This window comes from Enterobacter sp. PL1 (assembly GCF_945957325.1).
Lineage (GTDB): Bacteria > Pseudomonadota > Gammaproteobacteria > Enterobacterales > Enterobacteriaceae > Enterobacter > Enterobacter roggenkampii.
Genome location: NZ_CAMFKT010000001.1, coordinates 308,206 through 330,744 on the forward strand (window position 1 = coordinate 308,206; position 22,539 = coordinate 330,744).

The window sequence follows — 22,539 nt, forward strand, 5'->3', positions numbered from 1 at the left end:
TGCATTTTTTGTGAGGCTAAATGTCAACATAGCGCAGGCCTGCCAGGGTGCTTCATACAATTAACTTATCGTACCGCTCCGTTAGCGCAAAAAGATTTTCCCTTTCAGATACAGGGTGGCCTGACCGCCAATCAGCACGCGGTCGCCCTTCATTTCGCAGCGCAGATCCCCGCCACGGTGCGCCCCCTGGTGGGCATAAAGTGACGTTTTACCCAGCTTTTCGCTCCAGTATGGGATCAGCATGCTGTGGGCGGATCCGGTAACCGGATCTTCCGGCACCCCTTCCCCCGGGCAGAAGAAGCGGCTGACGAAGTCATATTTTTCGCCCGGTGCCGTCACGCAGACCATTTTATCCAGCGGGATCATCGCCCCAATATCCGGCGTTAACGCTTCCACCTGCTGCTGGCTCTCCAGCACCACCAGGTAATCACGTCCGACGCGCACCTCTTTTGCGTCTGGGATGCCCAGGGCGCTAAACAGCAGCGCAGGTGGGTTCTCGACCACCTCCGTTGACCACGCGGGGAAGTTCAGCGTCAGCCAGTCGCCGCTGCGTTTAACCGTCAGCTCGCCCACGAAGCGCGTGGTGAAGGTAATTTCAGTGTGCGGATAGTCAAGGTATTCGAAAATAACGTGCGATGCGGCAAGCGTAGCATGGCCGCACAGGTTAATTTCATCGAGCGTGGTAAACCAGCGCAGTTCAAACCCACCGTCGGTGCGTACAAAAAAGGCGGTCTCAGACTGGTTATGCTGCTGCGCCATTTTGAGCAGCGTCTCGTCCGGCAGCCACGCTTCCAGAGGACATACCGCTGCCGCGTTGCCGCCAAAGGTTTTGTCGCTGAAGGCATCCACCAGATAAAAATCAATTTCCTGCATTGTCTCTTCCTCTCTTGTTATGGGTTATTTAGCGCAGAAAAACTGTGCCTTTCAGATAAAGTGAAGCCTGTCCGCTCATCAGCACGCGCGAGCCTTTCAGCTCACAGCGCACGTCGCCGCCGCGCGCGGAAACCTGACGGGCAAGCATGGCTGTTTTCCCCAACCGTTCACCCCAGTATGGGATCAGCATCGTGTGCGCGGAGCCGGTGACCGGGTCTTCCGGAACGGATACCCCGGGGGAGAAAAAGCGGCTGACAAAATCGTATTCCCCCTCACCCCGTGCCGTCACGCTCACCTTATGCTCGCCCGGCGTCATCGCCGAAAAGCGTGGCGCGAGTGCTTCAACCTGCTGGCGATTATCCAGCACGATCAGCCAGGCGCGCCCTTTGCGGGCTGCAACGTAATGACGGATACCGAGCGCCGAGAGCATCTCCGGCGGCGGCGTCTCTTCTTGGGTTGGACATGCCGGGAAGTCCAGCGTCATCCACTCCCCCTCCCGGCTGACCGTCAGGCGGCCAGAGGCGGTATCAAAGTGGATCCGCGAGTCGGGATAATCCAGTTCATTAAACAGAACGTACGCGGCGGCAAGGGTGGCGTGGCCGCAGAGATTGACTTCGGTAAGCGTGGTAAACCAGCGTAGCTCAATGCCTCCTTTAGTGCAGACGAAAAGGGCCGTTTCCGACTGATTATGCTGCTGTGCCATTTTCAGCAAGGTCTCATCGGGTAACCATTCCTTGAGCGGACAAACGGCGGCCGGGTTGCCGCCAAACGTGGTATTGCTGAACGCATCGACCAGATAAAAATCAATCTCCTGCATTGTCTTACCGCCTGTTTTTATTGTGTTGTTCTTTTATATTCAATGAAAACAGCGCTCCCGGCTACCGCTTTCATAAGGTAAATATTGAGATCTGCGTCACATAATGGTTGAGTTTTCGCCATTCAACGTTTTAAGATCGTCTCCTCTTCTTTTCAGCAACGAATCTCCGACATCCCTATGACAACGAACACAGTTTCCCGCAGGGTTGCGTGGCTACGCGTGGTCACGCTGGCCATCGCCGCGTTTATTTTTAACACCACAGAATTTGTGCCGGTTGGGCTGTTGTCTGACATCGCTGACAGTTTCCAGATGGAAACGGCGCAGGTGGGCATTATGTTGACCATTTACGCCTGGGTGGTGGCGCTGATGTCCCTGCCGTTCATGCTGCTGACCAGCCAGATAGAGCGGCGCAGGCTGCTGATCGGTCTGTTTGTCTTGTTCATCGCGAGCCACGTGCTGTCGTTTATGGCGTGGAATTTTACGGTGCTGGTCATCAGCCGCGTCGGTATCGCCTTTGCCCATGCGGTGTTCTGGTCGATCACCGCGTCGCTGGCGATTCGCCTGGCACCGGCGGGTAAACGCGCGCAGGCGCTAAGCCTGATTGCTACCGGTACCGCACTGGCGATGGTGCTGGGCCTGCCGATTGGCCGCATCGTGGGGCAATACTTCGGCTGGCGTACGACCTTCTTCGCCATCGGCATGGGCGCGCTGGTGACGCTGGTGTGTCTGATTAAGCTGCTGCCCGCGCTGCCGAGCGAGCATTCCGGCTCGCTGAAAAGCCTGCCGCTGCTGATGCGTCGCCCTGCGCTGCTGAGCATCTACCTGCTGACCGCCATCGTGGTAACGGCCCATTACACGGCGTATAGCTACATTGAACCGTTTGTGCAGGTGGTAGCAGGCTTTAGCGCCAACTTTGCCACCGTCTTACTGCTGATCCTCGGCGGCGCGGGGATTATTGGCAGCGTGCTGTTCGGCAAGCTGGGTAACCGGCATGCCTCATCGCTGGTGAGCAGCGCTATCGGCCTGCTGCTGGCCTGTCTGCTGTTGCTGATGCCCGCCGCGGGCAGTGAAAGCCATCTGGCGATCCTCAGCCTGTTCTGGGGCGTGGCGATCATGATTATTGGCCTGGGCATGCAGGTGAAGGTGCTGGCCCTGGCGCCGGATGCGACGGACGTCGCCATGTCGCTGTTCTCGGGAATTTTCAATCTGGGGATTGGCGCGGGTGCGCTGGTGGGTAACCAGGTCATCCTGCACGTGTCGATGTCGGCGATTGGCTATCTGGGTGCCATTCCGGCGCTGATGGCGCTGATCTGGTCCGTGCTTATCTTCCGTAAGTGGCCGGTGGCGCTGGAGGAACAGGGGCAGCACGGGTGAGGTTTGTTTGTGCCGGGTGGCGCTGCGCTTACCCGGCAATGAACTTAATGATAGGTCTTAATAATCTCCAGCACGCCGTTAATAATAAACTGCACGCCCATACAGACCAGTAAGAAGCCCATCAGACGGGAAATCGCCTCGATACCGCCCTTGCCTACCCAGCGCATGATGGCGCCGGAGCTGCGCAGCGATGCCCACACGATAATCCCGATAATCGCAAAAATCAGCGGCGGTGCCACCGTCAGCACCCAGTCCGGGAAGGTTGCGCTGTCACGCACCGTCGACGCGGAGCTGATGATCATCGCGATGGTCCCCGGCCCCGCCGTGCTCGGCATGGCAATCGGCACGAAGGCGATATTCGCGCTCGGTTCGGTTTCCAGCTCTTCCGATTTGCTGGTCGCTTCCGGCGACTCATGCGCTTTTTGCGCCGGGAACAGCATGCGGAAACCGATAAAGGCCACGATCAGCCCCCCGGCGATGCGCAGGCCAGGGATGGAAATCCCGAAGGTATTCATCACCAGTTGCCCGGCGTAGTAAGCCACCATCATGATGGCAAACACATACACCGAGGCCATCATCGACTGATGATTGCGCTCGGCGCTGTTCATATTCCCTGCCAGCCCGAGGAAAAGCGCCACCGTCGTTAACGGGTTAGCCAACGGCAGCAAGACCACCAGCCCGAGGCTGATTGCTTTAATCAAATCCAACATAGTGCGTTGTCGTCCTTATCCATATTTAACACAGCAATTATAGGGGGAAAGTGTGACATTCAGCCATGGGCGCAACGTAACGATTATTTTCCTTCTGAAAAGATAACTGGAAGTTATCTCTATGATTTGAAACACCTTAAAAAAAGTTCATGAAACGTTTTAGCAATTCGTGGCATCGGCTGATTCATTCAGTTGACTTATACTTGCCTGAGCAATAATATCTGCCGTGACTAATTACTTGCCAGGGCAACCATTGTGAAAAGCACCAGTGATATCTTTAACGACGTTGTTCCGCTGGGTCGTCTTATTCATATGGTCAATCAGAAAAAAGATCGCCTGCTCAATGACTATCTGTCACCGCTGGATATCACCGCAACACAGTTCAAAGTGCTGTGTTCCATTCGCTGCGAAGTGTGTATCACGCCGGTTGAGCTGAAAAAGGTGCTCTCTGTCGATCTGGGTGCGTTAACCCGCATGCTCGATCGTCTCGTCTGCAAAGGATGGATAGAACGAAGCCCTAACCCGAATGACAAACGCGGCGTACTGGTGAAGCTGACCAGCGATGGCGCGGCCATGTGCGAGCAATGTCATCAATTAGTAGGACAAACACTGCATCAGGAACTAACAAAAAACTTAACGGCAGATGAAGTGGCAACCCTTGAGCTTTTGCTGAAGAAAATCCTGCCGTAAACAGAAAAAAGAGGTATGACGATGTCCAGACGCAATACTGACGCTATCACCATTCATAGCATTTTGGACTGGATCGAGGATAACCTGGAATCGCCGCTCTCCCTTGAAAAAGTGTCAGAGCGTTCAGGTTACTCCAAATGGCACCTGCAACGGATGTTCAAAAAAGAGACCGGCCATTCATTAGGTCAATATATTCGCAGCCGCAAGCTGACGGAGATTGCCCAGAAACTGAAAGAAAGCAATGAGCCGATCCTTTATCTGGCGGAGCGTTACGGATTTGAATCGCAGCAAACCCTGACGCGTACGTTCAAGAACTATTTTGACGTGCCGCCTCATAAGTACCGAATCACCAGCGTGCCGGGCGAATCCCGATACCTGTATCCGTTAAAACACTGTAGTTAATCATCGCCTGTCACAGACGTAACCGAGGAAATCATGAAAGTTATCGCCTCCGCCGCCCTCGCCTTGCTGGTGCTGTTCTCCAGCCAGACCTTCGCGGAGCAAACCCCTCGTGCAACGCAGCAAAATAATCCTGATACGATGATTTTGCCGTCCGCACATGACCAGTCGCCCTATGATTTCAACCACATGGGTGCTGGTAGCGACAAATCCGACGAATTAGGCGTGCCTTATTATAATCAGCACGGCTTCTGATTCGTTTTTGCCCCGCAGACGCGGGGCTTTTTTTATGCCTTTTCGTTTACCCGCGTCGTCCGACGAACCCGCAGACCAAACACGTTAATGTACAGCCCGGCCATGATCAGCACGGCACCCAACAGCTGCAGCGCGCTCAGCGTTTCATCCAGCAACATCGCCGCACTGGCAAGCCCTACCACCGGCACCAGCAGAGATAACGGCGCGACGCGCCAGGTCTCATAACGCCCCAGCAGCGATCCCCAGATCCCGTAGCCCACAATGGTGGCGACAAAGGCCAGATAGACGAGAGACAGGATCGTGGTCATATCGATGTCGACCAGACTGTTCAGCATCACCGCCGGACCGTCCAGAATACTCGACGCCAGCAGAAACGGGATAACCGGGATCAGTGCGCTCCACACCACCAGCGACATCACCGCCGGGCGCGCCTCGTGCTGCATGATCAGCTTGTTGAAGATATTTCCGCAGGCCCAGCTCAGCCCCGCCGCCAGCGTCAGCATAAACCCGAGCAGCGCCACGTGCTGTCCGTTCAGGCTGGCCTCGATCAGCACCAGTACGCCAAACACCGCCAGCGTGATCCCCGCCAGCTGTTTGCCCTGCAGGCGCTCGCCAAACACAAACGCCCCGAGAATAATGGTAAAGAACGCCTGCGCCTGTAACACCAGCGAGGCCAGACCGGCCGGCATACCGAACTTGATGGCGCAAAAGAGAAACGCGAACTGGCCAAAGCTGATGGTCAGACCGTAGCCCAGCAGCAGTTTAAAGGGGATCTTTGGACGCGCCACAAAGAAGATGGCCGGGAAAGCGACCAGCATAAAACGTAAGCCGGCCAGCATCAGCGGCGGCATGTTGTGCAGCCCCAGCTTAATGACCACAAAATTGAGCCCCCATACTACGACCACCAGCAGTGCCAGCAGCCCGTCTTTCCGCGTCATATCCCGCCCCTGAATTATTAATAATTTGTTAACACTTCAAGGTAACAGAAAAAAGTGCGTCACGAGAAGATCATTATTTCTGGCAGGCAGCTGAAGCACTTAGGGATAAATCGGGTGCTATACAAGCCCCTTATGTCATGGTAATCCTGTTAACACACATCGAATAAAAGCATAAGCAACTGTCGGGCAGGAATATGAAACCATCTCTCAGGCGCTCAACCGCAGCGCTGCTGGCATCGTCATTGTTGTTAACCATCGGTCGGGGGGCAACGCTGCCGTTCATGACCATCTATCTCACGCGCGTCTACAGCATGAGCGTCGAGAATATTGGTTATGCCCTGACCGTGGCGCTGACCATTGGCGTGGTGTTCAGCCTGGGATTTGGCATTCTGGCCGATAAGTTTGATAAAAAACGCTACATGCTGATCGCGATTGTGGCGTTTATCGCCGGATTTGTGGCGATCCCGCTGGTCAATAACGTCACGCTGGTGGTGCTGTTTTTTGCGCTGATCAACTGCGCCTACTCCGTCTTTTCGACGGTGCTGAAAGCCTGGTTCTCCGACGTGCTCACCTCCAGCCAGAAGGCGCGGGTCTTCTCCCTGAACTACAGCTTCCTGAACATTGGCTGGACGGTCGGCCCGCCGATTGGCACCCTGCTGGTGATGTACAGCCTGCAGCTGCCGTTCTGGCTGGCAGCCTTCTGTGCCGCCCTGCCGCTGGGCTTTATCCACTTCTTTGTACAGAAAAGCGTGGCGTTAGATACCGCCGAGGAGAAGACGCCGTGGCAGCCGTCGGTCTTGCTGAAAGACCGCGCGCTGTTCTGGTACACGCTCTCTGGCCTGCTGGCGTCGTACGTGGGCGGGTCGTTCGCGAGCTGTATTTCGCAATACGTTCTCGCTGCACATGCGGACAGCGATTTCGCCGAAAAGGTGGTCGCCGTGGTGCTGCCCGTCAACGCCGCCGTGGTGGTAACGCTGCAATATGCGCTGGGCCGTAAGATCTCAGCCAGCAATATCCGCCCGCTGATGTCCCTCGCCACCCTGTTTTTTATCGTGGGGCTGGGCGGCTTTATGCTCTCCGGGGAAAACCTGGTTTACTGGGGCATCGCTGCCGCCATCTTTACGCTGGGTGAGATTATCTATGCCCCGGGTGAATACATGCTGATCGACAACATTGCGCCACCGGGAATGAAGGCGAGCTATTTCTCCGCGCAGGCGCTGGGCTGGCTCGGCGCGGCGGCAAACCCGATGATCACCGGTATCATCCTGACCAACCTGCCGCACTGGTCGCTGTTTGTGATTATGATGGCCGCGATTATTGTGGCGTGGCTGATGATTTTGCGCGGGATGAGCGTGAAGGCATGGTGCGAGTCACCCAAAGCGGCGTAGCAAATGTAGGCCGGGCAAGGCGAAGCCGCCACCCGGCAAAAGCAAAAACCTAGTGGTGCAACATCTCCTCCACCACCTGCTCTTTATACATCTCGTTCGGATAATAGGTCGGCCAGTTATCCATCTCTTTCAGCAGCGCCTCGTGGGAGGTATTGCCCATGAAAATATGGAAGTGCGAAGAGGCCTTCGGTCCGATGGTATGGTCGCTGAACTGGACAAACTTCGGCGCCTTGCTGCTGGCGTCCTTGCACTCAAAGAGATAGCGCACGCCTTTCTTGCCTGACGCGTAGGTCAGAATTTTGTAGCCGCTGTAATCATACTGGCAGCGGCTGACCGCTTTCCCCTGATGGAACTCCATCACGTTATTTTCGATGCCGATGGCATCCACGTCCGTCGCATAACCCGTGCGGTAGTAGGCTTTCACCTCATCAAAGGATTCGCTTTTATCCTTCTGCGCTTTCTGCTTAAAGACCGGATCCAGCGAACCATCGAGCAGGAACGGATAGACCGACTGCCAGGTGCCGTCCCAGTCAGACAGCGCTCTGTCCTTCACGTCTTTATCCTCAAACACGCCGTTCGCCGCTTTCTGTTCTGCTTCGGTCATCTGGTGGCCGTGCGAGTGAGCAAACAGCTGGCCGCTGACCAGCAGCGCCCCCAGAGTCATGGCAAATTTCCCAATATGTGCAGCCAAAGTAACGCCCTCATTCTGTTTTATAAGAATGAGGATGTTATATTATAACATTTCAGATCGCAACCAGCCCGCGAACGCCCTCCTGCTCCATATTTTCACCCCGCCCGCGCTGAATAATGGTGCCGCGGGACATCAGCAAATAGCTGTCGGCCAGCTCGGCGGCAAAGTCGTAAAACTGCTCAACAAGCAGGATCGCCATGTCGCCTCTGTTTGCCAGGGTGCGGATCACGTGGCCGATCTCTTTAATAACGGAAGGCTGTATGCCTTCGGTCGGTTCATCCAGGATAAGCAGCCGCGGACGACTCGCCAGCGCGCGACCAATCGCCAGCTGCTGCTGCTGACCACCCGAGAGATCGCCCCCGCGACGGTACTTCATCTCTTTGAGCACCGGGAACAGCTGCCAGATCTCCTCCGGCACCTGCTTCGCCTCGCGGGCGGAAAACCGCGATAGCCCCAGCAGGAGGTTCTCCTCCACGGTCAGGCGCGGAAAAATCTCGCGTCCCTGCGGGACATACGCCACGCCAGACTGCACCCGCTGGTGCGGTTTGCTGTGGGTAATCGTTTTCCCCTGCCAGATGACCTCCCCGGTTTTCGCCGGGATCAGCCCCATCAGACACTTCAGCAGCGTGGTTTTCCCCACGCCGTTGCGCCCCAGCAGACAGGTGACTTCGCCGGTGATGGCCTCAAAGCTCACGCCGCGCAGGATATGGCTGCCGCCGTAATACTGATTCAGTTCGTTGACCTGTAGCATTCCCTCTCCTTATCGTCCCAGATAGACCTCAATCACCTGCTCGTTGGCCTGCACGTCGCGAAGTGACCCTTCCGCCAACACCCGCCCCTGATGCAGCACCGTCACGTGGTCGGCAATCGTTTCAACAAAGCCCATATCGTGCTCCACCACCATCAGGGAGTGTTTGCCCGCCAGGGTTTTGAACAGCTCTGCGGTGTATTCCGTTTCCGCGTTGGTCATTCCGGCGGCGGGTTCATCCAGCAGCAGCAGATGCGGGTCCTGCACCAGCAGCATGCCGATCTCCAGGAACTGTTTCTGCCCGTGGGAAAGCAGCCCGGCCCGTCGGTCGCGCTCCGCGCTAAGGCGCAGCAAAACCAGCATCTCGTCAATGCGGTCACGCTGCTCGCCGTTGAGTTTTGCCCGCAGGCTCGCCCAGACGGACTTATCGGTTTTCATCGCGATCTCAAGGTTTTCCCACACCGTCAGCGCTTCAAAAACCGTGGGCTTCTGGAATTTACGCCCGATGCCCTGGCGGGCGATGGCCGCAGGCTCCAGCGCGGTCAGGTCGATGGACTGATCGTAAATCGCCCTGCCGCTCTTTGGCCGCGTTTTGCCGGTGATGACGTCCATCAGCGTGGTTTTACCCGCACCGTTGGGGCCAATCACGCAGCGCAGCTCGCCCACGCCGATATTCAGCGAGAGATCGGTCAGGGCCTGAAAACCATCAAAATTGACGTTAATGGATTCAAGCTGAAGCACCGGGTCAGTCTGGTCCCGGTAGCGATCGCCGGGCAGCTGGCGGGTAAATAATCCTTCCGTTGGCTGCATCATTTCTCTCCCTTACGCAACAGACCGTAGACGCCGCGCGGCAAGAACAGCGTGACGGCGATAAAAATCAGCCCCAGAAACAGCTGCCAGTACTCCGGCATCGCGACGGTGAAGAAACTTTTCGCCCCGTTCACCAGCGCCGCGCCAATCACCGGCCCCACCAGCGTGCCGCGCCCGCCCAGCGCCACCCAGATGGCGGCCTCTATCGAGTTCGTCGGCGACATTTCACCGGGGTTAATAATGCCGACCTGTGGGACGTACAGCGCCCCCGCCAGACCGCACAGCACGGCAGAAAGCGTCCACACCAGCAGCTTGAACCCGCGCGGATCGTAGCCGCAAAAGGTCAGGCGGTTTTCGGCGTCGCGCACGGCGGTCAGGATGCGGCCAAACTTGCTTTTCGCCAGCGCAAACCCGGTGCCCAGGGCCAGAAGCAGCAACAGCACGGTCGCCAGGAACAGCGCGATGCGGGTGGTCGTTTCCGTTACCGAAAACCCGAGCAGCGTGGTAAAACCGGTAAAGCCGTTATTGCCGCCAAACCCGGTTTCGTTGCGAAAGAACAGCAGCATCCCGGCATAGGTCAGCGCCTGGGTCATAATCGAGAAATAGACCCCTTTGATCTTCGAGCGGAAGGCAAACCAGCCAAACACCAGCGCCAGCAGGCCCGGCACCAGCACAATCAGCACCAGCGCCCAGGCAAAGTGCTGGGTGCCCCACCAGAACCAGGGCAGCTCGCTCCAGGAGAGAAACGACATAAACGCGGGCAGACCGTCACCTGACGCCTGGCGCATCAGGTACATGCCCATCGCATAGCCGCCCAGGGCGAAGAAGAGGCCGTGCCCAAGGGACAGCATGCCGGCGTAGCCCCACACCAGATCCAGCGCCACCGCCACGATGGCATAGCAGAGGATCTTGCCAATCAGCGTCAGCATCCAGGTCGACAGCGCCAGCGGATGCGTCGCAGGCAGTAAGGCGAAAAACGGCAGTATCAGCAAACACACCACCAGCAGGCTGCCCGCTATCTGCGTGGTGCGTGGCGCTTTGCGCGCCAGCGTTAAGGTCAGCGGCTGGCTCATCAGTCAATCACCCTCCCTTTCAGCGCAAACAGTCCCTGGGGGCGTTTCTGAATAAACAGCACGATCGCCACCAGAATCACGATCTTGCCCAGCACCGCCCCCATCTGTGGTTCAAGGATTTTATTAAAGATCCCCAGCCCAAACGCCGCGGCCACGCTGCCTGCCAGCTGGCCTACGCCTCCAAGCACCACCACAAGGAAGGAGTCGATGATATAGCCCTGGCCCAGCTCCGGCCCGACGTTACCGAGCTGCGATAACGCCACGCCGCCTAACCCCGCAATCCCGGAGCCAAGCCCGAACGCCAGCATATCGACGCGCCCTGTCGGTACCCCGCAGCAGGCGGCCATGCTGCGGTTTTGCGTCACCGCCCGCACCTTAAGCCCCAGACGGGTTTTATTCAGAATGAGCCAGGTAAAGAACAGCACCAGCAGCACGAAGCCCAGCACCACGATGCGGTTCCACGGCAGCGTCAGGTTGGCAAAAACCTGCACCCCGCCGGAGAGCCATGCCGGGTTCGCCACCTCCAGGTTCTGGGCGCCAAAGGTCATGCGCACCAGCTGGATAAGCATCAGGCTGATGCCCCACGTCGCCAGCAGCGTTTCCAGCGGACGACCGTACAGATGACGGATCACCGTGCGCTCCAGCACCATTCCAATGCCCGCCGTCAGGCAGAACGCGACCGGCAAGGCGATAACGGGATAGAGCGCCAGCCACTGGGGCGCAAGCCCGGCCATCGCCTGCTGCACCATCCAGGTGGCATATGCCCCCAGCATCAGCATCTCGCCGTGGGCCATGTTAATCACCCCCAGCAGGCCGTAGGTGATAGCCAGCCCCAGCGCGGCCAGCAGCAGCACCGACCCAAGGGACAGCCCCATAAACGCCTGGCCCAGCAGGTCGCCCCACATCAGGCGGTGCTGGATCTGGCTAAGACTCTCTTCTGCGGCCGCGCGCACCGCGCTATCCGGCTCCGTCTGTGGCAGGGTAAACGGGGTAAGCCTGGACTGCACGTCCGGATCGTCTGACTGGCCTAACAATTCGACGGCCTTGCGGCGCACTTCCGGCTGCGGGCTGGCCAGCTGGAGATTCGCGACCGCCAGCAGCAGCGCCTGACGCGCCACGGCGTCCGTCTCATCGTTCACACGCTTTTCCAGAAAAGCGAGCATCCCGGGCTGGGCATCGCGCTGCAGCTGACGCGCCGCCGCCCGCCTTTCGGTGACACTGTCACTCACCAGCTGATGCGTGGCGATAGCGGTTGCAGCCAGCACACGCAGCCGGTTCGTCAGGCGCACGGCTTTGGTTGGGCCCTCTGCCGTCTGACTCTCCCCCAGCGGGATGACGTTGCCATCGCGTTGTGCAAAGGCATGCTTTTGCGTATCGACGTAGAGATTTTCCTTTTGTAGCGCCTCAAGGAGCGGCAGTCGTGACGCATCCGGCGCGGCGGCCCACTGCGTCAACAAATCCGCCTGCTGGCTGCGGCTGGCGGCAACAAAACGATCGGCATCCGATGCCTGCACCATCCCTGGCAGCAGTCCGGAAAGCCATACAAGAGCGATGAACAGGCGCATGGCGTTCATGACGTTTCTCCCTGCGGTGATGGCTTAGTTGCTGGCGGTTTTCATCGGCTGGTCGGGTTTTTTATCATTCCCGGCGATGAACGGGCTCCACGGCTGGGCGCGTACCGGCTGCTCCGTCTGCCAGACCACGTTGAACTGACCGTTGCCTTCGATTTCACCGATCATGACCGGCTTATGCAGATGATGGTTGGTGGCATCCATGGTGAGCGTAAAGCCTGACGGCGCCTTAAAGGACTGACCAGCCATCGCCGCACGCACTTTGTCCACATCGGTAGTGCCCGCTTTTTCCACCGCCTGCGCCCACATGTGAATACCTACGTAGGTGGCTTCCATCGGATCGTTAGTTACGACGGTATCGGCGTTCGGCAGCTTGTGCGCCTTCGCATAGGCTTTGTAATCCGCTACAAACGCCTGGTTAGTCGGGTTATCCACGGACTCAAAGTAGTTCCAGGCTGCCAGGTTACCCACCAGCGGTTTGGTGTCGATCCCGCGCAGCTCTTCTTCACCCACGGAGAACGCCACCACCGGCACGTCCGTCGCCTTCAGCCCCTGGTTAGCCAGCTCTTTGTAGAACGGCACGTTGGAGTCGCCGTTGATGGTCGACACCACGGCAGTTTTGCCGCCCGCGGAGAATTTTTTGATGTTGGCGACGATGGTCTGGTAGTCGCTATGGCCAAACGGGGTATAAACCTCTTCGATGTCCTTATCCTCCACCCCTTTCGAATGCAGGAACGCGCGCAGGATCTTATTGGTGGTGCGCGGGTAAACGTAATCGGTGCCCAGCAGGAAGAAGCGCTTCGCCGCGCCGCCGTCTTCACTCATCAGGTATTCCACCGCCGGGATGGCCTGCTGGTTCGGCGCCGCGCCGGTATAGAAGACGTTTGGCGACATCTCTTCGCCTTCATACTGCACCGGATAGAACAGCAGGCCGTTCAGCTCCTCAAAGACCGGCAGTACGGATTTGCGCGACACCGACGTCCAGCAGCCGAATACCACCGCCACTTTATCCTGGCTCAGCAGCTGACGCGCCTTCTCGGCAAACAGCGGCCAGTTTGAGGCCGGATCCACCACCACCGGCTCCAGCTTCTTGCCCAGCACGCCGCCTTTGGCGTTGATCTCATCGATGGTCATCAGCGCGACGTCTTTCAGCGGGGTTTCGGAGATGGCCATGGTGCCGGACAGCGAATGCATGATCCCCACCTTGATGGTATCGGCCGCCTGCGCGCCAAAACTCATCCCCATCGCCACGACGGACGCGGATAACGCAAAAGCTTTTAATAAGGTACGACGCTGCATATTTTCACTCCTGAAAAAGAACGCTGTGCGAAAACGTCCGGTACGGCGTGGACGCGGAAAAAAAGTGTCAGCGAAGCAGGAGCAAAAAGAGTGCCAGAATGGAGAAAGCGCTATTTCTGGGAGGGGAACGCCGGATGTAAAGAGAACGACTCAGAATGGTACAGCGCTGCACTTTTATAATGCAGCGCCGTATAACGGGGTTACCAGACTTCGCTGGCGATCTGCGTGACCAGCCGGACTTTGTCCCACTGCTGGGCTTCGCTCAGGCTGTTGCCCTCTTCGGTCGAGGCAAAGCCGCACTGCGGGCTAAGGCAAATCTGCTCTTTCGCCACGTATTTCGCCGCCTCCTCAAGACGGGCTTTAATTCCCTCCGGATTCTCCAGCTCGCCGTTTTTTGTAGTGATAAGACCCAACACCACCTGCTGTTTGCCCGGGCGAACAAAGCGCAGGGGCGCGAAATCCCCGCTGCGGTCGTTATCATATTCGAGGAAGAAGGCGTCCACGTTAACCGTTCCGAACAGCACTTCCGCTACCGGCTCGTAGCCGCCTTCGGAAATCCAGGTGGAACGGAAATTGCCGCGACAGACGTGCAGTCCGATGGTCAGATCGTCCGGCTTGCCCTCCAGCGCCTTGTTCAGCACGCGGGCATAGATGCGCGCCAGCTCATCGGCGTCGTCGCCGCGCTCGCGGATCTGACGGCGCTGGTCGTCCGAACAGAGATAGGCCCAGACGGTGTCATCCAGCTGCAGATAACGGCAGCCCGCGTCGTAGAAGGCCCGGATGGCATCGCGCCACGTCGTCGCCAGGTCATCGAAATAGACGTCAAGGTCAGGATACACGGTCGCATCAATGTCTTTGCGACCGCCGCGGAAATGGAGCACGCTTGGGCTCGGAATGGTCATTTTTGGCTGGACGTTACCGCTGATGCTTTTCAGATAGCGGAAATCGTCCAGCATCGGGTGCTCGCCAAAGCCCAGCTTGCCGGTGACGCGCACGCCGTGGGCTTTGGTTTGCACGCCGTTAAACTGGATGCCCTGCTGCGAATCGTAACGCTCAACGCCCTGCAGTCCGTCGAAGAAGTCGAAGTGCCACCAGGCACGACGAAACTCACCGTCGGTAACCACATGCAGGCCGCACGCACACTGCTGCTCGACGACGTGGCGAATGGCCTCGTCCTCCACCGCGCGAAGCTGCCCGGCATCAATCTCGCCGCTGGCAAATTTCAGGCGAGCCTGCTTGATGGCATCCGGGCGTAAAAAACTGCCGACTACGTCGGCGCGGTACGGGGCGTGGTGTCGTTGCATGGCAATCTCCTCAGTCTGCCGGCGATAATTGCCCGCAGTGATAATTCATTACTTGAAGCTTTAGACTTCTGGATGTCTAAATGTCCAAAAACAATGTCATACCTCACCGGTGCCGGCAAACGAGAAAATTTCACGGGTGTTGAAAAAAATTCATCTTCACAGCGCGGCGACGGACGCCTCGCTGGCAAACGCGTAGCGTTCATCTTCCCAGCCGGTGATGCCGCCGAGCATGATTTTGACCGGCAGCCCGAGACGCGCCAGCTTCAGCGCCGCCCTGTCCGCGCCGTTACAGTGCGGCCCTGCGCAGTAGACGACAAACAGCGTCCCTTCAGGCCATTGGGCCATGCGCTCAGCGGTCATCTGGCTCCACGGCATATGCAGAGCGCCCGGCACATGGCGACGGGCAAACTGCTCCGGGCTCCCCACCACGTGCAGCAAAACAAAGTCCTGCTCATTATGCGTGATGGCATGATGCACATCGGCGCAGTCGGTTTCGACGCTCAGGCGACGCAGAAAATGGGTAACGGCTTCCTGCGGTTCGGCAGCCGGAAATTCAGTAACATAGCTCATGATCCTTCCTCATCTTTGGCGTTTGTGTTAACACTACTCTATCCACAAATTCAGCTCATGAATGCGCTCGCTTATGCCAGAAAACAGCAAAAAGATGACAACGTTAAGACAGATTGCCCGCCCGAAGGTGGTGGTGCTGGCGTATGACGGTCTGTGTACCTTTGAGTTTGGGGTGGCGGTGGAAATCTTCGGCCTGCCGCGGCCCGAGCTGGGTGACGACTGGTATCGTTTTGCTGTGGCAAGCGTTGATGACGGTGAGCTTCGGGCGACAGGCGGGATCCGCATCATTACCGATGGCGATCTCTCCCTGCTTGCGTCTGCCGATCTGATCGTGGTACCGGGCTGGCGGGGGGTGGACTCGCCGGTCCCGGACGCGCTCTGCAACGCATTACGTCAAGCCAGCGCGCGGGGCTGTCAGCTGCTCTCCATCTGCTCGGGCGTATTTGTGCTGGCCGCCTCCGGTCTGCTCAACGGACGCAAAGCCACGACGCACTGGCGCTACATTGAGACGCTTAAAGCCCGCTACCCTGACATCGACGTGGTCGAGGATGTGCTCTACCAGGACGAAGGCGAGATCCTGACTTCCGCAGGCAGCGCGGCGGGGATCGATCTCTGTCTGCACGTCGTGCGTCGGGATTTCGGGATGGAAACCGCCAACAGCGTGGCGAGGCGGCTTGTCATTCCCCCTCACCGGGATGGATCTCAGCCGCAACAGCTGAGCCGCCCGGTGGCGCAGCTGCGGGAAAGCCAGCGCCTCGGTCAGCTGTTTGATTTTCTGCACACGCATCTTACCGAGCCGCACAGCGTCGACTCGCTGGCGCGTCGTGTCGGTATGAGTCAGCGCACGTTTCTGCGTCGCTTCGAAGCGGCAACGGGAACGACGCCTGCCCGCTGGTTACTCAATGAGCGCCTGCTGCGGGCGAAAGATTATCTGGAAAGCAGTCGTTTAAGCATCGACAGCATCGCGGAACAGACCGGGTTTGGTCAGGCATCGACGCTGCGTCATCATTTTCGCCAGCAGTTCGCGATTTCCCCGGCCCAGTACCGTAAACAATTTTCTCATGCCGGTACTGCCCGCTGAGGCGTCAGTCTTTTGGTTTTGCTGGAATACGGAGAACCTGATGGTCACCACACACGTTTTTATCGCAACCAGTCTTGATGGCTACATCGCCCGACACAATGATGATATCGACTGGCTGCTGCAGCGCGATGACCCGAATGAGGATCATGGCTACACGGCGTTCATCGCGGACAAAGACTGGATCGTGATGGGCCGGGGGAGCTATGAGAAGGTGCGGACCTTTGAGACATGGCCTTATGACCGGCCCGTGCTGGTGCTCTCCCGACAGCTGGCCGACACGCCCGTACCCGACGCGCTGAGGGAGAAAGTACAGTTTTCCAGCCGCACGCCAAAGGAGGTGCTCGACGATCTGGCGAGGCAGAACGCCCGTCGCGTCTATCTTGATGGTGGGCAAGTCATACAGTCGTTCCTGCGAGAAGGGCTGGTGGCCGATATGGTGATCGCAACCGTTCCTGTCCTGCTCGGTTCGGGAAAATCGCTGTTTGGCGCCCTTCCCGGGGATATCGATTTGACGCTGGTCTCCAGCCGCTGCTTCCCCTCGGGTCTGGTGCAGTCGCACTATCGGGTGATGCCATAACCCCACGGCCAACACCGCTACGTTATGCGCAAAAAAAACCGCCAAAAAATGGCGGTAAATGCTTGCATGGATAGATTTGTATTTTGGTCTCTACGTCCCGACACTCCATGGCCGGGCTGCGGATCCCATACAACCTAACATTCGTTGTCTTAACGAAGGTTAAACAGCCTTTTTAACCCGCACTGGTAATGATCTCTGATGAGATGCAGCGCGCCTGAAATCATACTCTTTGACATTCCCTTTGCGCTAATTTGAACTTTTGAATAATAACCATAATAAATAATCGGCATCATTAAGCCGCAATGTTATTCCGCGGTGACCTCATGGTTAAAAAAGGTTTATCTCTCGTGATGCTTATCTGTGCCCTCTTTTCAGGCCAGCTTATGGCCGGGCACAAAGGACATGAATATCTGTGGGTAAAGAATGTGGATCATCAGCTGCGTCATGAAGCCGATAGCGATGAATTGCGAAGCGCGGCGGAGGAGTCGGCGGAGGGTTTGCGCGAACACCACCTGTGGCAGAAATCGCGCAAACCGGACACGCACGTTCGGTAGTTAGCTGCCCTTGCGTTTTGGCAGGGTTTTCATCAAATCGTCCGGGCTGACGGACGCCACAATACTGCCGGGCTGCGGCATTTTGAAGATGTGGTTTTTCATCTTGCCAATCACATGCATTTCGCACGGACGGCAGTCAAATTTGAGGGTCAGCACTTCGTCACCGTTTACGAGCTGCATAGGCGTGGCCTTCCAGCTCTTGATGTTGCCTTTCGCCTGCTTAGGACACAGGTTAAACGCGAAACGAAGGCAGTGCTTGGTGATCATCACCGGCACATCGCCCTTCTCTTCATGCGCCTCATAAGCCGCGTCGATCAGCTGCACGCCGTGGCGATGATAGAATTCACGCGCTTTATGGTTGTAGACGTTGGCGAGGAAGGATAAATGCGTATCCGGGTAGACGGGCGCAGGAACGGTTTCCGCTTTACGGCTAGCGCGCGGGTAGTTCGCCAGGCGCGCGTCATCCAGCATCTCGGCGGTTTCACGTCGGAACTGGTTGAGCAAACTGTTCGGCACAAACAGGGCATCCGGCAGATTGACCTCAACGTTGCGGGCGTAGTAAATCGTCTGCCCCAGCTTTGCGACGCCATCCTTCAGGCTGTTGAGCGCTTTCTCCGCGTTGTTTGCCACCTCGAACAGGCCATCAAGCGTATGCGTTACGCTGATGCCGTCTTCACAGGTCATGGTCAGAATCAGCTGCTCTTCCCAGCCGCCCAGTTCAATATCCACCGCGATACGACGCTCGCTGGAGGTTTTCAGCAGCGCCTGCTGCCAGTTATGATCGAGGTTACGGTTAAGCGCCGCGTTCGGCCGCGCCTTGTAGAGATCGGCCGGCATTTCATTCGGCCATACGCGGTAGCGGTTCTCACCGGTTTTCTCCACCGTGTTGGCGCGGAAGCCCACAACCTCACGCTTAATCATCACGTTAAGGCCATCGCCGTTCGCCAGCGGCTCCGTCACCGCAACATCAAGGTGATCTTTCGCCACTTTCAGCACTTCCCCCACCGGCAAACCGATAAACTTCGGTGAGTCAAACGCACCGATATCCCCTTTACGGGCATTCACGAAATAGTCCGTGCTGCCGCGGTGGAACGTTTTGTCCGTCGACGGAATAAAGAAATGCTCGGTACGGCCAGCCGACGCGCGCGCCAGGTCACCGCGATCTTCGATGATGGCGTCCAGCATCTGGCGATAGTGCGCGGTGATATTCTTCACGTAGCTCATATCTTTATAGCGCCCTTCAATCTTGAAGGAACGCACGCCCGCGTCGATCAGCGCGCCCAGATTGGCGGTCTGGTCGTTATCCTTCATCGAGAGCAGGTGTTTTTCAAATGCCACCACGCGGCCCTGATCGTCTTTCAGGGTATACGGCAGACGGCAGGCCTGAGAGCAGTCCCCGCGGTTGGCGCTGCGGCCCGTCTGCGCGTGGGAAATGTTGCACTGGCCGGAATAGGCGACGCACAGCGCGCCGTGGATGAAGAATTCAATCGTCGCGTCTGTCGCCTGGTGAATATCGCGGATTTGATTCAGGTTCAGCTCGCGGGCCAGAACGATCTGCGAAAAGCCGACGTCGGAGAGGAACTTCGCCTTCTCTACCGTGCGGATATCACACTGGGTACTGGCGTGCAGCTCAATGGGCGGAATATCCAGCTCCAGCACGCCCATATCCTGAACGATCAGGGCATCCACCCCGGCCTGATAGAGATCGGTAATCAGACGTTGCGCAGGCTCCAGCTCATCATCATGAAGAATGGTGTTCAGGGTGACGAACACCTTCGCCCCGAAACGGTGGGCGAACGGCACCAGTTCAGCAATATCGCTCAGGCTGTTGCTGGCGTTATGGCGGGCACCGAAGCCCGGGCCGCCAATGTAGACGGCGTCTGCGCCATGAAGGATCGCTTCACGGGCAATGGCGGCGTCACGGGCCGGGCTTAAAAGTTCAAGATGATGGGATTGCAGGCGCATACTTCGTCGTTATCCGTTATGGTCAAAATGGCGGCTATTGTAGTCAGAAGTCTGCGTCAGCGAAACAGTTTTGCGTAGCCTCAGCGGGGATAATGAATGAGGGAGTGAAAATGCACCGTCCGGTCGCTGCTGTTGCGGTAGGCGTGCGGTTTATCGCCGGCAAAACGGACGCCCGAATCGGCTGAAATCGTCTTCCAATTGCCCTCGAGCTTCATCTCCAGCTCGCCGCTGACCACCACCACATGTTCAATCACCCCCGCCTCATGCGGCGTGGATTCACTCAGGGCGCCGGGGGCCAGGGTAATGGAGAAATAATCAAACCGGAGCGCCTCGTCCCACGGAAAGAGCGGCTTGACGACCATCGCCTGCTGCTGCGGGTCAAACACCGCCTGCCGGTCCGCCTCCGGCGTGATGAAGGCGGAAAACGGCACGTTCAGTCCCGTGGCAATTTTCCACAGCGTCGACACCGTGGGGCTGGATTCATTTCGCTCGATTTGCCCGAGCATGGCCTTTGATACGCCGGTTTCGTCAGCCAGCTTCGACAGGCTCCAGCCCCGTGCCTGGCGTAATGTTTTCAGTGTTGCTGCAAGGTGTTGTGTGATGTCCATATTTCCTCCTGACGACGAGCATACCACTTGTACGCTATAACGCACAGTGTTACCTTACTCCGGACGTTATAACGCACAACGGAGTTTTCATGCGCCTTTCCTCTCATCTTGTTCCGGTCGTACTGGCTGGATTTGTCGCCGTTCTGGTGGGTTACGCCAGCTCGGCCGCCATCATCTGGCAGGCCGCCGCCGCGGCTGGCGCCAGCGCGCAGCAGATCGCAGGCTGGGTGACCGCGCTGGGGATTGGGATGGGCGTCAGCACGCTGGTGCTTTCCTGGTGGTACAAAGCGCCCGTGCTGACCGCCTGGTCGACGCCCGGCGCGGCGCTGCTCGCCACCAGCCTGCACGGCGTCACGCTGGCGGAAACCATCGGCGTGTTCATCTTTGCCAACGCGCTAATTTTGCTCTGCGGCATCACCGGGCTTTTCGCCCGTCTGATGACGTTGATCCCCCATTCGCTTGCTGCCGCCATGCTCGCCGGGGTACTGCTGCAGTTTGGCCTGCACGCGTTTGCGCATCTTGAGGGGCACTTTCTGCTGTGCGGCAGCATGATTGCGGCATGGCTGATCGCAAAAGCGCTGTCGCCGCGCTATGCCATCGTGGTCACGCTTCTGGTGGGCGGTATCGTGGCCTGGGCCGGTGGTGACGTTGTCACGGATAAGTTCACCCTTTCACTGGTGAAACCCGAATTTATTGCGCCCGCCTTCACCTTCACCAGCCTGGTGAGTATTGGCTTGCCCTTCTTCCTCGTGACCATGGCCTCGCAAAATGCGCCGGGTTTCGCCACCATGAAAGCCTCCGGCTACCCGCTGGCGGCCTCACCGCTCATCATCGTGACGGGTGGACTGGCGCTGCTGTTTTCTCCGTTTGGCGTCTTTTCTATCTGCATTGCGGCCATTACCGCCGCCATTTGTCAAAGCCCGGATGCACATCCGGACGCGGATAAACGCTGGCTGGCAGCCATCGCAGCCGGCGGGTTTTATATGCTGGCGGGAATTTTCGGTGGCTCTATTACCGGGCTGATGGCCGCCCTGCCGCTCAGCTGGATCCAGACGCTCGCCGGTCTGGCGCTGCTGGGCACCATCAGCGGGAGTTTATACCAGGCGCTGAGTCACGAAGCGGAGCGCGACGCGGCCATCGTCACGTTTCTGACGACCGCAAGCGGCGTCACGATCCTGGGCATCGGTTCGGCGTTCTGGGGGCTGGTGCTGGGCGGGGTATGTTACGCCCTGTTTTCACGCGCTCGCCGCGCGTAGCTGCGACGGCGTCATGCCCGTCGCGCTGCGAAAGCGGTTGCTGAAGTGGCTGGCGGAGTTAAACCCGCAGGCCAGCGCAATGTCCGTCAGTGGCATGGAGGTATGCTGCACCAGCTCTTTCGCTTTGACCATACGCCTGTGCATCACGTACTGATGCGGTGCCAGCCCCGTCGACTGGCGGAACATGCGAGCAAAATGGTATTCGCTGAGGGCAGCCTGCGCCGCCAGCTCGGCCAGCGTCAGGGGCTGCCCCAGGTTCTCTTCGATAAAGGCCAGCACGTTGCGCAGAACAAACGGCGATAACCCGCCGGTGACGACCGGCAGCTTCCACTGCACGTTTGAGTAGTTTTGCAGCAGATGGGTCAGCAGCAGCGTGGAGGCCGTGCTCAGGGTGAGCTGGTTGGCGTGCTGCTGCCAGTCACAGCCCAGTAAAAACTGGCGATACAGCGTGGTGATCTTCGGGTCGCTGCCAAAAATACGCTCGTCCAGGGTCAGCGAAAGCGGCCGCTTATCCCAGATTTTTTCTCCCACGTCGCGCAGGTGTTCATCGGTGCAGTAGAGATGCACAAACGACAGGTCATCGCGGATATCCCACGTCGATTCGCTCTCTTTGGGCATCAGGCAGAAACGGTCCGGCCCCCCGCCGTTCTTCCAGCCTCCTGGCGTTTTTTGATAGCTTTCGTAGCCGTCCGCCACGTACAGGCTGAGGGTATGATGGTTGCTCTTTACGGTGATCGTGTCGTGCTTGTTGTACCACGCGGCCAGCTGAATACCCGAATTCAGCGAGACGGTTTCCCGCAGGACTGCATTCTGTTGGCAAAGCGTTTCAAAGGTATCGTAAGCGTGAGACATAACCGTTAGCGCGTGAAGAATCGGAATATCAGTCTAAGAAGAGTTGTCGCCCGTTGCCAGTCCCTCCAGAAGAAAAAAGCGCAAGATTTTGCAAGTCTGCCGCAAGCGGGTGAAAGCCCGTTACGCATCTCAGCGT

The 22,539-nt window shown here is 57.9% G+C and carries 24 protein-coding genes; 9 read left to right on the plus strand and 15 right to left on the minus strand.

Annotated elements, in window-relative coordinates; genetic code table 11:
- Positions 1-81: 81 nt before the first annotated feature.
- Together N6P30_RS01525 and N6P30_RS01530 are read right to left on the minus strand one after the other, a co-directional pair.
- Entirely contained in the window at positions 82-873 is a 792-nt protein-coding gene (locus tag N6P30_RS01525; protein ID WP_021242504.1) for a PhzF family phenazine biosynthesis protein, read from the minus strand.
- A gap of 28 nt (positions 874-901) precedes the next feature.
- Positions 902-1,690 carry a PhzF family phenazine biosynthesis protein gene (locus N6P30_RS01530; protein ID WP_023292428.1) on the minus strand — a complete coding sequence of 263 codons (789 nt, stop codon included), beginning with the start codon at positions 1,688-1,690 and terminating at the stop codon, positions 902-904.
- Positions 1,691-1,867: 177 nt separating this feature from the next.
- Here N6P30_RS01530 and N6P30_RS01535 point away from each other — a divergent pair, with 177 nt between their 5' ends.
- Complete coding sequence (locus tag N6P30_RS01535) at positions 1,868-3,064, plus strand: sugar transporter (RefSeq protein WP_008503194.1); 1,197 nt, start codon at positions 1,868-1,870, stop codon at positions 3,062-3,064.
- 44 nt (positions 3,065-3,108) lie between these two features.
- On the opposite strand, the gene N6P30_RS01540 is transcribed toward N6P30_RS01535, so the two are convergent.
- Positions 3,109-3,774, minus strand: coding sequence for a MarC family NAAT transporter (locus tag N6P30_RS01540; RefSeq protein WP_008502235.1), 666 nt, complete (start codon positions 3,772-3,774; stop codon positions 3,109-3,111).
- A 255-nt stretch (positions 3,775-4,029) separates the two neighbouring features.
- Between N6P30_RS01540 and marR the strand changes: the two genes are divergently transcribed.
- From marR to marB, 3 genes are read left to right on the plus strand one after another with little or no spacing between them, the layout of a single operon-like run.
- Positions 4,030-4,464 (plus strand): multiple antibiotic resistance transcriptional regulator MarR, encoded by a 435-nt coding sequence (gene marR / locus N6P30_RS01545; RefSeq protein WP_008502236.1) that lies wholly within the window; start codon positions 4,030-4,032, stop codon positions 4,462-4,464.
- Positions 4,465-4,485: 21 nt separating this feature from the next.
- Complete coding sequence (gene marA / locus N6P30_RS01550; protein WP_008502237.1) at positions 4,486-4,866, plus strand: MDR efflux pump AcrAB transcriptional activator MarA; 381 nt, start codon at positions 4,486-4,488, stop codon at positions 4,864-4,866.
- Positions 4,867-4,899: 33 nt separating this feature from the next.
- Entirely contained in the window at positions 4,900-5,118 is a 219-nt protein-coding gene (marB, locus tag N6P30_RS01555; protein ID WP_008502238.1) for a multiple antibiotic resistance protein MarB, read from the plus strand.
- Positions 5,119-5,150: 32 nt separating this feature from the next.
- Here the strand turns inward: marB and eamA are convergent, their stop codons facing one another.
- The gene (gene eamA / locus N6P30_RS01560) at positions 5,151-6,056 is read right to left on the minus strand and encodes an O-acetylserine/cysteine exporter (RefSeq protein WP_023292429.1); all 906 of its coding nucleotides are present in this window, start codon (positions 6,054-6,056) and stop codon (positions 5,151-5,153) included.
- Positions 6,057-6,250: 194 nt separating this feature from the next.
- On the opposite strand from eamA, the gene ydeE reads away from it, so the two are divergent.
- The gene (ydeE, locus tag N6P30_RS01565; RefSeq protein WP_023292430.1) at positions 6,251-7,444 is read left to right on the plus strand and encodes an efflux MFS transporter YdeE; all 1,194 of its coding nucleotides are present in this window, start codon (positions 6,251-6,253) and stop codon (positions 7,442-7,444) included.
- Positions 7,445-7,493: 49 nt separating this feature from the next.
- Here ydeE and zinT read toward each other — a convergent pair whose 3' ends face one another.
- The 8 genes from zinT to N6P30_RS01605 form a co-directional block, all read right to left on the minus strand.
- Positions 7,494-8,135 (minus strand): metal-binding protein ZinT, encoded by a 642-nt coding sequence (gene zinT, locus N6P30_RS01570; protein ID WP_023292431.1) that lies wholly within the window; start codon positions 8,133-8,135, stop codon positions 7,494-7,496.
- A 52-nt stretch (positions 8,136-8,187) separates the two neighbouring features.
- Positions 8,188-8,886: an urea ABC transporter ATP-binding subunit UrtE gene (urtE, locus tag N6P30_RS01575; RefSeq protein WP_023292432.1), complete on the minus strand. Its 699-nt coding sequence runs from the start codon at positions 8,884-8,886 to the stop codon at positions 8,188-8,190.
- 9 nt (positions 8,887-8,895) lie between these two features.
- Complete coding sequence (gene urtD / locus N6P30_RS01580) at positions 8,896-9,693, minus strand: urea ABC transporter ATP-binding protein UrtD (RefSeq protein ID WP_023292433.1); 798 nt, start codon at positions 9,691-9,693, stop codon at positions 8,896-8,898.
- A complete protein-coding gene (urtC, locus tag N6P30_RS01585; RefSeq protein WP_023292434.1) occupies positions 9,693-10,766 on the minus strand; it encodes an urea ABC transporter permease subunit UrtC in 1,074 nt (357 codons plus the stop codon). Before urtC ends, urtD begins: the two co-directional genes overlap by 1 nt.
- Positions 10,766-12,340, minus strand: coding sequence for an urea ABC transporter permease subunit UrtB (gene urtB / locus N6P30_RS01590; RefSeq protein WP_023292435.1), 1,575 nt, complete (start codon positions 12,338-12,340; stop codon positions 10,766-10,768). The genes urtC and urtB overlap by 1 nt, the downstream gene beginning before the upstream one ends.
- Before the next feature lie 24 nt (positions 12,341-12,364).
- Complete coding sequence (urtA, locus tag N6P30_RS01595) at positions 12,365-13,636, minus strand: urea ABC transporter substrate-binding protein (RefSeq protein WP_008502246.1); 1,272 nt, start codon at positions 13,634-13,636, stop codon at positions 12,365-12,367.
- Between the two features lie 200 nt (positions 13,637-13,836).
- Positions 13,837-14,940 carry a cobalamin-independent methionine synthase II family protein gene (locus tag N6P30_RS01600; RefSeq protein ID WP_023292436.1) on the minus strand — a complete coding sequence of 368 codons (1,104 nt, stop codon included), beginning with the start codon at positions 14,938-14,940 and terminating at the stop codon, positions 13,837-13,839.
- A 156-nt stretch (positions 14,941-15,096) separates the two neighbouring features.
- A complete protein-coding gene (locus N6P30_RS01605; protein WP_008502248.1) occupies positions 15,097-15,510 on the minus strand; it encodes a rhodanese-like domain-containing protein in 414 nt (137 codons plus the stop codon).
- Positions 15,511-15,583: 73 nt separating this feature from the next.
- Between N6P30_RS01605 and ftrA the strand changes: the two genes are divergently transcribed.
- From ftrA to N6P30_RS01620, 3 genes are all read left to right on the plus strand, one after another.
- The gene (gene ftrA / locus N6P30_RS01610; RefSeq protein ID WP_023292437.1) at positions 15,584-16,591 is read left to right on the plus strand and encodes a transcriptional regulator FtrA; all 1,008 of its coding nucleotides are present in this window, start codon (positions 15,584-15,586) and stop codon (positions 16,589-16,591) included.
- A 40-nt stretch (positions 16,592-16,631) separates the two neighbouring features.
- Entirely contained in the window at positions 16,632-17,168 is a 537-nt protein-coding gene (locus N6P30_RS01615) for a dihydrofolate reductase family protein (RefSeq protein WP_023292438.1), read from the plus strand.
- Between the two features lie 323 nt (positions 17,169-17,491).
- A complete protein-coding gene (locus tag N6P30_RS01620; RefSeq protein ID WP_008502251.1) occupies positions 17,492-17,722 on the plus strand; it encodes a DUF2554 family protein in 231 nt (76 codons plus the stop codon).
- Here the strand turns inward: N6P30_RS01620 and N6P30_RS01625 are convergent, their stop codons facing one another.
- The gene (locus N6P30_RS01625) at positions 17,723-19,687 is read right to left on the minus strand and encodes a peptidase U32 family protein (protein ID WP_021242519.1); all 1,965 of its coding nucleotides are present in this window, start codon (positions 19,685-19,687) and stop codon (positions 17,723-17,725) included.
- 80 nt (positions 19,688-19,767) lie between these two features.
- The gene (locus tag N6P30_RS01630) at positions 19,768-20,295 is read right to left on the minus strand and encodes a helix-turn-helix domain-containing protein (RefSeq protein WP_023292440.1); all 528 of its coding nucleotides are present in this window, start codon (positions 20,293-20,295) and stop codon (positions 19,768-19,770) included.
- Between the two features lie 89 nt (positions 20,296-20,384).
- Here N6P30_RS01630 and N6P30_RS01635 point away from each other — a divergent pair, with 89 nt between their 5' ends.
- The gene (locus N6P30_RS01635) at positions 20,385-21,551 is read left to right on the plus strand and encodes a benzoate/H(+) symporter BenE family transporter (protein WP_023292441.1); all 1,167 of its coding nucleotides are present in this window, start codon (positions 20,385-20,387) and stop codon (positions 21,549-21,551) included.
- Here the strand turns inward: N6P30_RS01635 and N6P30_RS01640 are convergent.
- Positions 21,531-22,403, minus strand: a complete 873-nt coding sequence (locus tag N6P30_RS01640) for a helix-turn-helix transcriptional regulator (protein ID WP_023292442.1) — start codon at positions 22,401-22,403, stop codon at positions 21,531-21,533. The two genes, N6P30_RS01635 and N6P30_RS01640, sit on opposite strands and share 21 nt — an antisense overlap.
- Between the last annotated feature and the right edge of the window lie 136 nt (positions 22,404-22,539).